14 protein-coding genes are annotated in these 13,853 nt (G+C 69.5%); 11 read left to right on the top strand and 3 right to left on the bottom strand.

Annotated elements, in window-relative coordinates:
- The first annotated feature begins 5 nt into the window (after positions 1–5).
- From FF090_RS01080 to ubiT, 8 genes are all read left to right on the top strand, one after another.
- On the top strand, positions 6–3,794 hold the full coding sequence (locus tag FF090_RS01080; RefSeq protein WP_138854972.1) for a nitrate reductase subunit alpha: 3,789 nt from the start codon (positions 6–8) through the stop codon (positions 3,792–3,794).
- Between the two features lie 22 nt (positions 3,795–3,816).
- On the top strand, positions 3,817–5,340 hold the full coding sequence (narH, locus tag FF090_RS01085; protein ID WP_138854973.1) for a nitrate reductase subunit beta: 1,524 nt from the start codon (positions 3,817–3,819) through the stop codon (positions 5,338–5,340).
- Between the two features lies 1 nt (position 5,341).
- Positions 5,342–6,010, top strand: coding sequence for a nitrate reductase molybdenum cofactor assembly chaperone (gene narJ, locus FF090_RS01090; protein WP_217503009.1), 669 nt, complete (start codon positions 5,342–5,344; stop codon positions 6,008–6,010).
- Positions 6,007–6,708, top strand: coding sequence for a respiratory nitrate reductase subunit gamma (gene narI, locus FF090_RS01095; protein ID WP_138854974.1), 702 nt, complete (start codon positions 6,007–6,009; stop codon positions 6,706–6,708). The genes narJ and narI overlap by 4 nt, the downstream gene beginning before the upstream one ends.
- A gap of 7 nt (positions 6,709–6,715) precedes the next feature.
- The gene (locus FF090_RS01100; protein ID WP_138854975.1) at positions 6,716–7,465 is read left to right on the top strand and encodes a peptidylprolyl isomerase; all 750 of its coding nucleotides are present in this window, start codon (positions 6,716–6,718) and stop codon (positions 7,463–7,465) included.
- A 22-nt stretch (positions 7,466–7,487) separates the two neighbouring features.
- Positions 7,488–8,522 carry a ubiquinone anaerobic biosynthesis protein UbiU gene (ubiU, locus tag FF090_RS01105; RefSeq protein ID WP_246071484.1) on the top strand — a complete coding sequence of 345 codons (1,035 nt, stop codon included), beginning with the start codon at positions 7,488–7,490 and terminating at the stop codon, positions 8,520–8,522.
- Between the two features lie 93 nt (positions 8,523–8,615).
- Positions 8,616–9,506, top strand: coding sequence for a U32 family peptidase (locus tag FF090_RS01110; RefSeq protein ID WP_138854977.1), 891 nt, complete (start codon positions 8,616–8,618; stop codon positions 9,504–9,506).
- Positions 9,503–9,937, top strand: a complete 435-nt coding sequence (gene ubiT / locus FF090_RS01115; protein WP_138854978.1) for a ubiquinone anaerobic biosynthesis accessory factor UbiT — start codon at positions 9,503–9,505, stop codon at positions 9,935–9,937. Before FF090_RS01110 ends, ubiT begins: the two co-directional genes overlap by 4 nt.
- Before the next feature lie 6 nt (positions 9,938–9,943).
- Here ubiT and FF090_RS01120 read toward each other — a convergent pair whose 3' ends face one another.
- From FF090_RS01120 to FF090_RS01130, 3 genes are read right to left on the bottom strand one after another with little or no spacing between them, the layout of a single operon-like run.
- Positions 9,944–10,315: a putative zinc-binding protein gene (locus FF090_RS01120; RefSeq protein WP_138854979.1), complete on the bottom strand. Its 372-nt coding sequence runs from the start codon at positions 10,313–10,315 to the stop codon at positions 9,944–9,946.
- Positions 10,315–10,512, bottom strand: a complete 198-nt coding sequence (locus FF090_RS01125) for a DUF3079 domain-containing protein (RefSeq protein WP_138854980.1) — start codon at positions 10,510–10,512, stop codon at positions 10,315–10,317. Before FF090_RS01125 ends, FF090_RS01120 begins: the two co-directional genes overlap by 1 nt.
- A gap of 20 nt (positions 10,513–10,532) precedes the next feature.
- Positions 10,533–10,928 carry a ribonucleotide reductase subunit alpha gene (locus FF090_RS01130; protein ID WP_138854981.1) on the bottom strand — a complete coding sequence of 132 codons (396 nt, stop codon included), beginning with the start codon at positions 10,926–10,928 and terminating at the stop codon, positions 10,533–10,535.
- A 141-nt stretch (positions 10,929–11,069) separates the two neighbouring features.
- Between FF090_RS01130 and moaA the strand changes: the two genes are divergently transcribed.
- From moaA to ytfE, 3 genes are read left to right on the top strand one after another with little or no spacing between them, the layout of a single operon-like run.
- A complete protein-coding gene (gene moaA, locus FF090_RS01135; protein WP_138854982.1) occupies positions 11,070–12,185 on the top strand; it encodes a GTP 3',8-cyclase MoaA in 1,116 nt (371 codons plus the stop codon).
- Entirely contained in the window at positions 12,182–13,141 is a 960-nt protein-coding gene (locus FF090_RS01140) for a hypothetical protein (RefSeq protein WP_138854983.1), read from the top strand. The genes moaA and FF090_RS01140 overlap by 4 nt, the downstream gene beginning before the upstream one ends.
- Before the next feature lie 52 nt (positions 13,142–13,193).
- Complete coding sequence (gene ytfE / locus FF090_RS01145) at positions 13,194–13,850, top strand: iron-sulfur cluster repair protein YtfE (protein ID WP_138854984.1); 657 nt, start codon at positions 13,194–13,196, stop codon at positions 13,848–13,850.
- Positions 13,851–13,853: the final 3 nt, after the last annotated feature.

The raw sequence follows: 13,853 nt of genomic DNA on the forward strand, positions 1-13,853 counted from the left end.
CAAGCATGTCCCATTTCCTGGATCGACTGAACGCCTTCCGGCTGCCGCGCGAGGAATTCGCCGGCGGCCATGGCGTGACCACCGGTGAGGACCGCACCTGGGAAGACGCCTACCGCAACCGCTGGGCGCACGACAAGATCGTGCGCTCCACCCATGGCGTGAACTGCACCGGCTCCTGTTCGTGGAAGATCTACGTCAAGGGCGGCATCGTCACCTGGGAGACGCAGCAGACCGACTACCCGCGCACGCGCCCGGACCTGCCCAACCACGAGCCGCGCGGCTGCCAGCGCGGCGCCAGCTACAGCTGGTATCTGTACAGCGCCAACCGTGTCAAGTACCCGATGGTGCGCGGCCGCCTGCTGAAGCGCTGGCGCGAGGCCCTGAAGGTGGCCAAGAGTCCGGTCGATGCCTGGGCCCTGATCCAGGATGACGCCGCCGCGCGCCGCGACTACCAGCAGGTGCGCGGCATGGGTGGCTTCGTGCGCTCGACCTGGGCAGAGGTCGATCAGCTGATCGCCGCCGCCAACGTCTACACGATCAAGAAGCATGGCCCGGACCGGGTGATCGGCTTCTCGCCGATTCCGGCCATGTCCATGGTCTCCTACGCCGCCGGCAGCCGCTATCTGAGCCTGATCGGCGGCGTCTGCATGAGCTTCTACGACTGGTATTGCGACCTGCCGCCGAGCAGCCCGCAGATCTGGGGCGAGCAGACCGACGTGCCCGAGTCGGCCGATTGGTACAACAGCAACTACATCATTGCCTGGGGTTCCAACGTGCCCCAGACGCGCACCCCCGACGCGCACTTCTTCACCGAGGTGCGCTACAAGGGCGCGAAGACCGTGGCGGTGACGCCCGACTACTCCGAGGTCGCCAAGCTCGCCGACCTGTGGCTGCACCCCAAGCAGGGCACCGACGCCGCGCTGGCCATGGCCATGGGCCATGTGGCGCTCAAGGAGTTCTACTTCAACAAGCGCAGCAGCTACTTCGACGACTACGCGCGCCGCTACACCGACATGCCCCTGCTCGTCATGCTGCAGGAGCAAACCCTGCCGGACGGCCGCAAGGTGCTCGCACCGCAGCGCTATGTGCGCGCCAGCGACTTCCACAACAAGCTCGACCAGGCCAATAACCCCGAATGGAAGACCGTGGCCTTCGACGGCAGCGGCCGCGTCGTGCTGCCCAATGGCTCGATCGGCTTCCGCTGGGGCAAGGAAGGTCGCGACGATCAGGGGCGCTGGAACCTGGAGGCCAAGGAGGCCCAGGGCGATGCCGAGGTCAAGCTCAAGCTCTCGGTGATCGAGGACGGGGCGCAGGCCCACGAGGTGGTGGACGTCGCCTTCCCCTACTTCGCCGGGGCCGAGCACCCGCACTTTAAGAACAACCCGCAGGGCGGTGACGTCAATCTGCAGCGCGTGCCCGCCACCCGGCTGAAGCTGGGCGGGCAGGACGTCCTGGTGGCCACCGTGTTCGACCTGCAGGTCGCGCAGTACGGCATCAATCGCGGCCTGGGCTCGGGCGCCCTGAGCTACGACGATGACACCGCCTACACCCCGGCCTGGCAGGAAAGGATCACCGGCGTGCCGCGCGACCAGGTCATCACCGTGGCACGCCAGTTCGCCGACAACGCCGACAAGACCCACGGCAAGTCGATGATCATCATCGGCGCCGCGATGAACCACTGGTACCACTGCGACATGAACTACCGCGGTGTGATCAACCTCTTGATGATGTGCGGCTGCATCGGCCAGAGCGGCGGCGGCTGGGCGCATTACGTCGGCCAGGAAAAGCTGCGCCCGCAGACCGGCTGGACGGCGCTGGCCTTCGCGCTGGACTGGAGCCGCCCGCCGCGCCAGCAAAACAGCACCAGCTTCTTCTACGCCCACTCGGACCAGTGGCGCTACGAAAAGCTGGGCGTGGATGAGGTGCTCTCACCGCTGGCCACCGAGGCCCAGCGCCAGGAATTCGGCGGCAGCATGATCGACCAGAACGTGCGTGCCGAGCGCATGGGCTGGCTGCCCAGCGCGCCGCAGCTCGAGGTCAACCCGATCGAGCTGGTGCGGCAGGCCGAGAAGGCCGGCATGGAACCCAAGGACTATCTGGTTCGAGGCCTCAAGGACGGCTCGATCAAGATGAGCTGCGAGGACCCCGACGCGCCGCAGAACTGGCCGCGCAATATGTTCGTCTGGCGCTCCAACCTGCTGGGCTCCAGCGGCAAGGGCCATGAGTACTTCTGCAAGCATCTGCTGGGCACCAGCCATGGCGTGCAGGGCAAGGACCTGGGCCGCGACGAGGCCAAGCCGCAGGAAGTGAAGTGGCATGCCCAGGGCCCCGAGGGCAAGCTGGACCTGCTGGTGACGCTGGACTTCCGCATGAGCACGACGGCGCTCTATTCGGACATCGTGCTGCCCACCGCCAGCTGGTACGAGAAGAACGATCTCAACACCAGCGACATGCACCCCTTCATCCACCCGCTCTCGGCGGCCGTGGACCCGGTGTTCCAGTCGCGCTCCGACTGGGAGATCTACAAGGGCCTGGCCAAGGCCTTCAGCGAGGTGTGCGTCGGCCATCTGGGCGTCGAGAAAGAGATCGTGCTGAACCCCTTGATGCACGACACGCCTTCCGAACTGGCCCAGCCCTTCGACGTGCAGGAGTGGAAGAAGGGTCAGGTCGAGCTGATCCCCGGCAAGACCGCCCCGACCATGACGGTGGTCGAGCGCAACTATCCCGAGACCTTCAAGCGCTTCACCTCGCTGGGCCCGCTGCTCGAGAAGCTGGGCAACGGCGGCAAGGGCATTTCCTGGAACACCGACACCGAAGTGGCACAGCTCGGCGAGCTCAATGGCGTCAATGCCGAAGGGCGCCCGCGCATCGTCAGCGACATCGACGCCTGCGAGGTCATCCTGCAGCTGGCCCCCGAGACCAATGGCCATGTGGCGGTCAAGGCCTGGGACGCGCTGAGCCAGTACACCGGCCGCGACCACGAGCATCTGGCCCTGCATCGCGAGGACGAGAAGATCCGCTACCGCGACGTGCAGGCCCAGCCGCGCAAGATCATCAGCTCACCCACCTGGAGCGGGCTGGAGAGCGAGAAGGTTTCCTACAACGCCGGCTACACCAATGTGCACGAACTGATCCCATGGCGCACCCTCAGCGGCCGCCAGCAGTTCTACCAGGACCACCCCTGGATGGTGGCCTTCGGCGAGGGCTTCAGCACCTACCGCCCGCCGGTGCACCTGAAGGCCACCGCCGAGATGCACGGGGCCAAGCCCAACGGCAACAAGGAGATCGTGCTGAACTTCATCACCCCGCACCAGAAGTGGGGCATCCACAGCACCTATTCCGACAACCTGCTGATGCTGACGCTGAACCGCGGCGGCCCGGTGATCTGGTTGAGCGAGGACGACGCCAAGGCCGCCGGCATCGAGGACAACGACTGGGTCGAACTCTTCAACGTCAACGGCGCCATCTCGGCCCGCGCGGTGGTGAGCCAGCGTGTGAACCCGGGCATGACCCTGATGTACCACGCGCAGGAAAAGATCATCAATGCACCGGGCAGCGAGATCACCGGCATCCGCGGCGGCATCCACAACTCGGTGACGCGCGTGGTGCTCAAGCCCACCCACATGATCGGCGGCTATGCGCAGTACAGCTACGGCTTCAACTACTACGGAACCATCGGCACCAACCGCGACGAGTTCGTGATCGTGCGCAAGATGAACAAGGTGGACTGGCTGGACACGCCCCAGGACGACCACCTCGCCGCGGCCTATCAGGCCCAAGGCGAAAACCCCTGATCACGACGCGAGGAGAAAAGACATGAAAGTTCGCGCCCAAATCGGCATGGTGCTGAACCTGGACAAATGCATCGGTTGCCACACCTGTTCAGTCACCTGCAAGAACGTCTGGACCAGCCGGCCCGGCGTCGAGTACGCCTGGTTCAACAACGTCGAGACCAAGCCTGGCATCGGCTATCCCAAAGAATGGGAGAACCAGGACAAATGGAACGGCGGCTGGGTCCGCAAGGCCGATGGCTCGATCGAGCCGCGCCAGGGTGGCAAGTGGAGTCTTCTGATGAAGATCTTCGCCAACCCCAACCTGCCCGAGATCGACGACTACTACGAGCCCTTCACCTTCGACTACGACCACCTGCACTCGGCGCCCGAGATGAAGGCGGCGCCGACCGCACGGCCGCGTTCGCTGATCACCGGCCAGCGCATGGAAAAGATCGAGTGGGGGCCGAACTGGGAGGAGATCCTCGGCGGCGAATTCAGCAAGCGCAGCAAGGACAGGAACTTCGACCACATCCAGAAGCAGATGTATGGCGAGTTCGAGAACACCTTCATGATGTACCTGCCCAGGCTGTGCGAGCACTGCCTGAACCCGGCCTGCGTCGCGTCCTGCCCCTCGGGCTCGATCTACAAGCGCGAGGAAGACGGCATCGTGCTGATCGATCAGGACAAATGCCGTGGCTGGCGCATGTGCGTCTCGGGCTGCCCCTACAAGAAGATCTACTACAACTGGAAGAGCGGCAAGGCCGAGAAGTGCATCTTCTGCTACCCGCGCATCGAGTCCGGCCAGCCCACCGTCTGCTCCGAGACCTGCGTCGGCCGCATCCGCTACCTGGGCGTTCTGCTGTATGACGCCGACCGCATCAAGGAAGCCGCCAGCGTCGCCAACGACAAGGACCTCTATCGCGCCCAGTGCGACATCTTCCTGGATCCGCACGATCCCAAGGTGATCGAGCAGGCGCGCCTGGACGGCGTGCCCGACAACTGGCTGGAGGCGGCGAAGAACAGCCCGGTGTGGAAAATGGCGATGGACTGGAAGGTCGCGCTGCCCCTGCATCCCGAGTACCGCACCCTGCCCATGGTCTGGTACATCCCGCCGCTCTCGCCCATCCAGTCGGCCGCCAACGCCGGCCACCTGGGGCAGAACGGCGAGATCCCCGACGTCAATCAGCTGCGCATCCCGGTGCAATACCTGGCCAATCTGCTGACCGCCGGCGAGACCCAGCCCGTCACCCGGGCGCTCGAGCGCATGCTGGCGATGCGCGCTTACCAGCGCGGCGTGCATGTGGACGGTGTCAAGAACGCGGGCGTGCTGCGCCAGGTCGGCCTCAGCGAGGCCCAGGTGCAGGACATGTACAAGATCATGGCGATCGCCAACTACGAGGACCGCTTCGTCATCCCGACGACGCACCGCGAGTACGCCGAGAACGCCTTCAATGTGCGCGGTGGCTGCGGCTTCAGCTTCGGCAATGGCTGCTCCGAGGGCGTGACCGAGACCAGCCTGTTTGGCAGCGAGAAGAAGCGCACCATTCCGATCAAGGTGGGAGTCTGAGATGGCCGGCATGACCCACACCCTGCGGGTACTGGCCCATCTGCTGCGCTACCCCGACGCCGAGCTGCGCCAGCGCCTGCCGGCGCTGCGCGAGGCCCTGCATGCGGAAGGCGCGCTCGGCGCCGAACGCCGCCATGAGCTCGACGCCCTGTTCGCCCAGCTGCTCAGGCTCGATGCCCTGCAGGCCGAGGCGCAGTTCGTCGACCTGTTCGACCGCGGCCGCCGCACCGCGCTCTATCTGTTCGAGCATGTGCATGGCGACTCCCGCGATCGCGGCCAGGCCATGGTCGACCTGGTGCAGCACTACGAGGCCGCCGGCCTGCTGCTGGACCCGGGTGAACTGCCCGACCACCTGCCGGTGGTGCTGGAGTTCGCCAGCACACAACCTGCCGCGTCGGCGCGCCCTTTCCTGGCCGAGTTCGCGCACATCCTCAAGGCCCTGTTCAGTGCGCTGAACGAGCGCCAGAGCCCCTATGCCGCGGTGCTGGCCGCGGTGCTGGACCTGGCCGGTGAACCCTGCGAGGCGGTGGCCCTGCCCCCCGAGCCGACGCTGGACGAGACCTGGGCCGAACCCGAGGCCTATGGCGGCTGCAGCAGCCAGGGCCAGAGCGGCCCGCAACCCATCCAAATCCATCGCCGCCGCGGCGCGGCCGAAGGAGCCTCAGCATGAACGCCCTGCACAACTTCCTCTTCGTCGTCTACCCCTATATCTGCCTGGCGGTGTTCCTCATGGGCAGCCTGGCGCGCTTCGACCGCGACCAGTACACCTGGAAGAGCGACAGCTCGCAGCTGCTGCGCAAGTCCGGCATGAACTGGGCCAGCAACCTCTTCCACGCCGGCATCCTGTTCCTGTTCGCCGGCCACACCGTGGGCATGCTGACCCCCCACGGGCTGTACGAGCATGTCATCAGCCCGGCCAACAAGCAGATGGTGGCCATCGTCGCCGGCGGCATTGCGGGCAGCCTGTGCTTCATTGGCCTGACCATGCTGATCTGGCGCCGCACCACCGACCCGCGCATCCGCCTGACCAGCCATCGCACCGACCTGGCGATCCTGTGGATCCTGTGGATCCAACTCAGCCTGGGCCTGATCACGCTGCCCTTCTCGCTCTCGCACAGCGATGGTTCGGTGATGCTGGCGCTGTCCGACTGGGCCCAACGCATCGTCACGCTGAACCCCGACGCCAGCGGCCTGGTCGATCTGGCCTGGCCCTACAAGGTGCACATGGTGCTGGGCATGACGATCTTCTTCCTCTTCCCCTTCAGCCGTCTGGTGCATGTGTGGAGCGGTCTAGCCTCGGTCTTCTACGCGTTGCGCCCCTACCAGGTGGTGCGCGGCCGGCGCATGAACCTGCCCCGTTCGCACTGAGCCCGCCATGGCACGCATCAACGACATCGAGATCAGCGCCGCCGGCGAGCTGCTGGACGAGGCCAGCCTGCGCCAGCGCGCCTACGGCGAACTGCTGCGCCAGCGCGCCCAACAGCTGGGCCTGCTGGCGGCCGAGGATCCGGCGCCCGAGCAGGGCGTGATGAGCGAGGCGGCCAGCCGCGCCATCGAGGCGCTGATAGAGCGCGAGCTCACCGGTCCCGAGCCCGACGAGGCCGCCTGCCGCCGCCACTTCGAGGCCAACAGCCGGCGCTTTGCGCACGGCGAGCGCCTGCAGCTGCGCCACATCCTGTTCGCCGTCACGCCCGGCGTCGACGTGGCCCTGCTGCGCCAGCGCGCCGAGGCGCAGCTGATCGCGCTGCGTGCCGACGAGCCCGCCGCCTTCGGCGCGGCGGCGCGCAACCTGTCCAACTGCCCCAGCGGCGCCACCGGCGGCCAGCTCGGCTGGACGACCGAACCGGACTGCGCACCCGAGTTCGCGCGCGAAGTCTTCGGGCGCACCGAGATCGGCGTGCTGCCGCGCCTGGTGCACAGCCGCTTCGGCCTGCACATCGTCGCCATCGACGCCCGCGAGCCGGGCCGCCTGCCGGCCTTCGAGGCCGTGCGCGAGGCCGTGGCCCAGCAGATGCGCCAGCAGCTGCAGCTCAGCAGCCTGCGCCAGTACCTGCAAACCCTGGTCGCCGCGGCACACGTCGAGGGCATCGCGCTGGACCGCGCCGACTCCCCGCTGGTCCAGTGAACCCCGGGCCATGCCAGCAGCGATGCAGACCCTTCCCACGCCCGGCAAGCCGCAGCTGGTCTGCCCGGCCGGTTCGCTGCGCGCGTTGCAACTGGCCCTGCAGGCCGGCGCCGATGCCGTCTATCTGGGCCTGAAGGACGCCACCAACGCGCGCAACTTCGCCGGCCTGAACTTCGACGCTGCCCAGGTGCGTGAGGGCGTGGCGCAGGCGCGCCAGCTCGGCCGCCAGGTGCTGATGGCGCTCAACACCTTTGGCGACGCGCGCGACCGCAGCCCCTGGCAGCGCGCCGTCGACCGGGCCGTCGAGCTCGGCGCCGATGCCCTCATCGTGGCCGACATCGCGGTGCTGACCGACGCCCGCCGCCGCCACCCGCAGATGCGCCTGCATCTGTCGGTGCAGGCCTCGGCGACGAATTACGAATCGATCCAGTTCTACCGCGAGCACTACGGCATCGAGCGCGCGGTGCTGCCCCGCGTGCTGACCCTGCAGCAGGTGCAGCACCTGATCCGCCACAGCCCGGTCCCGGTCGAGGTGTTCGGCTTCGGCAGCCTGTGCGTGATGGTCGAGGGGCGCTGCGCGCTCTCCAGCTATGCGACCGGACAGTCGCCCAACACCGCGGGCGTGTGCTCGCCCCCCTCCGCCGTGCGCTGGGACGAGGCCGCGGACGGTGTGCGTGCCCGCCTCGGCGGCGTGCTGATCGACCACTACCGCCCGGGCGAGCCGCGCGCCTACCCGACGCTGTGCAAGGGCCGCTTCGCGGTCGGCGCCTTGCCGCACGATTACGCGCTCGAGGAACCCACCAGCCTCAACACCCTGGCCCTGCTGCCGCAGCTGATCGAGGCCGGCGTCGCCGCCATCAAGATCGAGGGCCGCCAGCGCAGCCCCGCCTATGTCGCCGAGGTCACCAAGGTCTGGCGCGCCGCCATCGACTCGGCCTGGGCGGCCCAGAGCGGCCAGGGCCGCTACAGCGTGCAAGCGGCCTGGGACGGCGAACTGGCGCGCTGGGCCGAGGGCCAGCAGCAGACCCTGGGCGCCTACGACCGCCCCTGGAGATGAGGGGCCCCACACCCGAAGCGGCTGCGCCGGTTCCACGGCGGCCGCTTGCAGTGGAGGGGCTCTGCAACGATGAATCGCACCGCGCATGAACCCATGGAACTGACGATCGGCCCCCTGCTGTACTGGTGGCCACGCGCCGCCGTGTTCGATTTCTATGCCCAGCTGGCCGATGCGCCGGTGCAGGGCATCGTGCTGGGCGAACAGGTCTGTTCGCGTCGCAACGAGATCCGCTTCGAGGACTGGCTGGCGCTGGCGCGCGAACTGCGCGCCGCCGGCAAGGATGTGCGCCTGGCCACCCTGGCCCTGGTGATGAGCGAGGCCGAGCTGCGCACCTTGCGCCGCGTCTGCGAACAGGACGAGTTCGCGGTCGAGGCCGGCGACACCGCGGCCCTGCAGGTACTGGCGCGTGCCGGCCGCCGCCCGCATACGCTGGGCCCGCATCTGAACATCTACAACGCCGAGGCGCTGCAGGAACACGCACGCTTCGGCGCCGACCGCTGGGTCGCACCGGTGGAACTTTCGCTGGACGCGGTGGGCCGCATCAATCCGGCGCCGAGCTCGATCGCCACCGAGGTCTGGGGCTTCGGCCGCCTGCCGCTGGCCTTTTCGGCGCGCTGCTTCACTGCCCGCCACCACCGGCTGCAGAAGGATGACTGCCAGTTCCGTTGCCGTGACGACGCCGACGGCCTGCTGCTCAGGAGTGGCGAGGGCGCCGAGTTCCTGGCGCTCAACGGCGTCCAGACCCAGAGCGCCGCGCTGCAGTGCCTGATCGCCCAGGGCGCGGCGCTGTGTGCAGCGGGTGTCAACCGGCTGCGCCTGTCGCCCTGCGCCCAGGGCTTCGACGCCGTCATCGCCCAATTCGACGCGGTGTTCGGCCACGCCGCGGACGGCCAGGAGGCGCTGGCGGCACTGCGCCGCCTGCCGCTGCCCGGCACGCTGGTGGATGGATTTGCCCGGCGCGCGCCGGGCCTGGAGGCCGCATGACAACACTGAATCTGCCCAGCCTGCCGCCGCATTGGCGTGCGCGCGTGGCCCGCCTGCCAAGCACGCCGCCGTCCTGGCTGCTGGCGCGCCTGCTCGACCGCCTGCTGCTGCCGCGCCTGGATGCCGGCCAGCGCGGCGCACTGCAGGGCCAGGTCGTCGAGATCGAGCTGCTGGAGCTCGGCGCCCGGGTGCGCCTGCGCCTGGATGCGCGCGGCTTTGCAGCCGCCGGCGAACAGGGCCCGCCCCATCTGCGCCTGCGCGCCCGCGCCGACGCGCTATGGCGCCTGCTGCGCGGCGAGGACGACGCCGACCGCCTGTTCTTCGACGGCGCCCTGGCGATGGAGGGCGATACCGAGTACGGCCTGATCCTGAAGAACACCCTGGACGCCATCGGTCCGCTGTGGACGGGCCCGTCCTTCGGGCGCCCCTGAGGCCGGTCAGGCCACGCCCAGCAGCGCCCGGCAGTGCTGCAGCAATTCCTCGGCCTGGGCCGGGTCGAAGTCCTGGTGCTGGAGCTTGCGCACGCCCAGTTCATGCAGTCCCAGCGTCAGGCTGGGCCGCACCTCGACCTGCAGCAGGCTGGCCTGCACGCAGGCCAGCGCACAGCCGTCGATGGCCAGGATGGCGCGCCCCGTCTGTGCCGCCCGCTGCGCCGTGCGCACCAACGGTTTGACCCCGCCGCCGACACCGGCGATGCAGGACATTTCCGCGTCGCCCGCGCGGTCCAGCCGCACCGCCAGATGGTTGGCCAGCTGCGCCGCGCTGGAACAGCCGGAGCAGGCATAGACCAGGGGCAGCGGCGTCTGCATCAGCGCGGCACCGGCGCGTCGGGCGCCAGGTCCTCGAAACCCGGGGCGCGGAACCACTCGGGGCCCATCAATTCGAGCGGATGCTGCGTGCGCTCGGCGCCATTGCCGCAGCGCAGATCGTCGGCCGGGCAATATTGATCGCATCCCCAGCACAGGCGCTCGGGATGCGCGGGTGCGACGGGGAAGCGCTTGCTCACGGACGGCCCGGCCCGCGCGCTCAGACGCTCAGACGCACCGCGTTGCCGGCGCCATCGAAAGGAATCAGGCCCTCCAGCTCGCCGGTCTCGATGCGCCGCAGCATCAGGTCCAGCAGGCGCTGCACCTCGGCGGCGTCGCTGCGCCCGGACAAGGCCGCGGCAAACAGCAGGGTCCAGGGGGGGCCGGCCGCGGCGGCCTCGCGCCGCAGCGCGGCAAAGTCGGCCAGCTCGGCCGGTGCCTTGTCCACGCACATCAGCGGGCGCAGCACGCCGCCCTCACCCGCCGCATGCGCTGCCCGCTGGGCGGGGCTGGCATCGGGCTCGCACTCGGCGGCGGCAAACACCAGCAGCAGGCGCTGCGGCTCGGTCTGGGCCCGGGCGGCCGCCAACAGGTCGTCGAAACAGGCAATGTCCATGGCCGCAGCGTAGCGGCCCGGATCGCCCCACCGCAGCGCAGGCGAACGAGGCCGGGATAGGCCGAAAGGACTAGGGCCGGCGAACCACCCTCCTGCCACGGCGCAATGGGCAGGGCCCGCGCGGCTGCGAAGAATCGACGCATGCGCCAGTCCGTGGTCCCGATGCTCTGGATTCCCGCCCCCCGCGCCGCGGGCGGGTCGGCCGCGCATGCCGACGCGGCGGCCACCACGCCACTGCGCGACCGCCGCCAGCGCGCCTGGCGCGACCTGCGCATCTCGCTGACCGATCGCTGCAATTTCCGCTGCGACTACTGCATGCCGCGCAGCCGCTTCGGGCCCGGGCACCGCTTCCTGCCCCAGGCGCGGCTGCTGAGCTTCGAGGAAATCTCCCAGGTCGCGCAGCAAGCCCTGCAGCTCGGCGTGCGCACCCTGCGCCTGACCGGCGGCGAGCCGCTGCTGCGCCGCGATCTGCCCCTGCTGGTGCGCCAGCTGGCCGCACTGCGCACGCCCGAGGGCGAGGCGCCCGATCTGGCGCTCACCACCAATGGCAGCCTGCTGGCTGAGCAGGCCGCGGTCCTGCGCGCGGCCGGCCTGCAGCGCCTGACCGTCAGCCTGGACGCGCTGGACGCCGCGCTGTTCGCACGCATGAATGGGGTCGGCTTTGCGGTCACGCAGGTGCTGCGCGGGCTGGAGGCGGCACAGGCGGCCGGCTTTGAACGCATCAAGATCAATATGGTGGTGCGCCGCGGCGTCAACGACGCCGAGGCGCTGCCGCTGGCCGCGCATTTCCGCGCCAGCGGCATGGTGCTGCGCTTCATCGAATTCATGGACACGGGCTGCGACAGTGCCTGGCGCCCCGACGAGGTGCTGCCCAGCGCCGAGTTGCGCGCACGCCTGGCCGCGCGCTGGCCGCTGCGCCCGCTGGCCGCCAGCCGTGGCGGCGAGACCGCCGAGCGTTGGGCCTATGCCGATGGCGCCGGCGAAGTCGGCTTCATCAGCAGCGTCAGCCAGGCCTTCTGCGGCGACTGCACGCGCGCCCGCCTGACCGCCGACGGGCGCCTCTTCACCTGCCTGTTCGGCAGCCAGGGTCATGACTTGCGTCCGCTGCTGCGCGGCACCACCGGCCACCCGGCGGCCCTGCGCGAGACCCTGGCCAGCATCTGGCGCCAGCGCGGTGACGCCTATTCCGAGCAACGCGAGCAGTTGCGCGGGCAGGCCCTGCACGCGCGTGCCGAGATGCACGAGCTAGGCGGATGAACAGCGCCTCGCTCCTGCACCCGGCCGCCGGCGCACGCCCCGCCCTGGCCGTGGCCGCGCCCCCCAGCTGCTGCGCCGGCCTGCTGCAGACCGTGCTGCACGGTTGGCGCGACCGCTTCCCGCTGCACAGCTCCCCCTTCTACGTGATGAGCACCCGCAGCGGCGCGACGCCGCGCGAACTGCTGGCCGTCTGCGAGCGCCTGCAGCGCAACGGCTCGCTGCAGCCGATCCGGGCGCAATGGGGGCCGCACCTGCGCCGTGCGCGCTGGCGTCTGGGCTTCGCCGGGGCCGCCGCGCGGGCACCGGGTCTGCTCGCCGCGCTGGCAGCGCTGCCGGGTTGTTTGCGTATCGAGCATGGGAGCGCGGACGCGCCGATCTGGGCCGAGCTCGAGGCCCTGGACGAGGCCGGCCTGCGGCGCCAGCTGGCGGCGCTGCCCGAGCCGCCCACGCACCAACTGCTGTGGCAGGAGACGCCGGGCGCCGCCAGCGACGGCCCGCATGCGGACCTGGCACTGGCCGCCCTGGTGGAGCGCGGGCTGCCGCTGTGCGCCGGCCCCTATGAGCGCGCCGCCCAGCAACTGGGCCGCAGCGAACGGCAGTTGCTGAGCACGCTGCGCGCCTGGCAACGCGACGGCGAACTCGCGGCCATGACCCTGGCCCCCACGGCCACGCGCAGCAGCGGCTTCGGCATGCTGGCCCTGTGGCAGTCCTTCACGCCGAGTCTCGAGGCCTGCGCCACGCTGCGCGCCCAGCCCGGTCTGCAGCGCCTGCTGATCAGCGAAGCGCCCCCGGCCTGGCCCTGGCGCTTCGGCCTGGTCCTGGAGGCCGCCGAGGCGCTGGCCTCGCAGCAGCTCGGCAGCCTGCTGATGCAGGCCGGCATCACGGCAGCGCCCGAGCTGCGGATGGCGCTGCGCATAGAAAGGCCGCGCGATGCGGCCCTGTTGTTTGCGGTCTGAGGCCCAGGGCCACGCCGCATCCCCCCTGAACCCACACCAAACCCCTCACACCATGCCATCCCAATCCCTGCTGGAGCGTCCCCTGGGCGAACTGGCGCGCCAGCTGCCCGGCGCCATTGCGGTCTTCCATGCCCATGCGCTGGATTTCTGCTGCGGCGGCAAACAATCCCTGGGCCAGGCCCTGGCCGCCCGTCCGGCGGACAGCGCCGCCGTCCTGGCCGCGCTGGAGCAACTGCTGCGGCCGGCCGCGGCGGAACCCGATTGGCGCGCCGCGCCGGCCGGCGCCCTCATCGAACACCTGCTGAGCCGCTATCACGCACGGCACCGCGAGCAACTGCCCGAGCTGATTCGCCTGGCCGCACGGGTCGAGGCCGTGCACGGCGACCGGGCCGAGTGCCCGCACGGCCTGGCCGCGCATCTGCGACAGATGCAGGCCGAGCTGGAGAGCCATATGCAAAAGGAGGAACAGATCCTCTTTCCGCTGCTGGCTCAGGGCTTGCCGGCCGCCGCGCTGCCGCCGGTCGCCGTGATGCGCCACGAACATGAGCAGCATGGACTGGCGCTGGCCCGGATGATGGAACTGGCGCACCAGCTGGAGCAGCCTCAGGGGGCCTGCAACACCTGGCGCGCGCTGCTGGCGGGCCTGCACAGCCTGCATCAGGACCTGCTGGAGCACATCCGGCTCGAGAACGAGATCCTGTTCGCCTGATCG

This window comes from Inhella inkyongensis (genome assembly GCF_005952805.1).
Lineage (GTDB): Bacteria > Pseudomonadota > Gammaproteobacteria > Burkholderiales > Burkholderiaceae_C > Inhella > Inhella inkyongensis.

Coding starts and splice junctions, on each gene's coding strand:
- FF090_RS01080 (WP_138854972.1), top strand. CDS start 6: ATGTCCCATTTCCTGGATCGACTGAACGCCTTCCGGCTGCCGCGCGAG.
- narH (WP_138854973.1), top strand. CDS start 3,817: ATGAAAGTTCGCGCCCAAATCGGCATGGTGCTGAACCTGGACAAATGC.
- narJ (WP_217503009.1), top strand. CDS start 5,342: ATGGCCGGCATGACCCACACCCTGCGGGTACTGGCCCATCTGCTGCGC.
- narI (WP_138854974.1), top strand. CDS start 6,007: ATGAACGCCCTGCACAACTTCCTCTTCGTCGTCTACCCCTATATCTGC.
- FF090_RS01100 (WP_138854975.1), top strand. CDS start 6,716: ATGGCACGCATCAACGACATCGAGATCAGCGCCGCCGGCGAGCTGCTG.
- ubiU (WP_246071484.1), top strand. CDS start 7,488: ATGCAGACCCTTCCCACGCCCGGCAAGCCGCAGCTGGTCTGCCCGGCC.
- FF090_RS01110 (WP_138854977.1), top strand. CDS start 8,616: ATGGAACTGACGATCGGCCCCCTGCTGTACTGGTGGCCACGCGCCGCC.
- ubiT (WP_138854978.1), top strand. CDS start 9,503: ATGACAACACTGAATCTGCCCAGCCTGCCGCCGCATTGGCGTGCGCGC.
- FF090_RS01120 (WP_138854979.1), bottom strand. CDS start 10,315: ATGCAGACGCCGCTGCCCCTGGTCTATGCCTGCTCCGGCTGTTCCAGC.
- FF090_RS01130 (WP_138854981.1), bottom strand. CDS start 10,928: ATGGACATTGCCTGTTTCGACGACCTGTTGGCGGCCGCCCGGGCCCAG.
- moaA (WP_138854982.1), top strand. CDS start 11,070: ATGCGCCAGTCCGTGGTCCCGATGCTCTGGATTCCCGCCCCCCGCGCC.
- FF090_RS01140 (WP_138854983.1), top strand. CDS start 12,182: ATGAACAGCGCCTCGCTCCTGCACCCGGCCGCCGGCGCACGCCCCGCC.
- ytfE (WP_138854984.1), top strand. CDS start 13,194: ATGCCATCCCAATCCCTGCTGGAGCGTCCCCTGGGCGAACTGGCGCGC.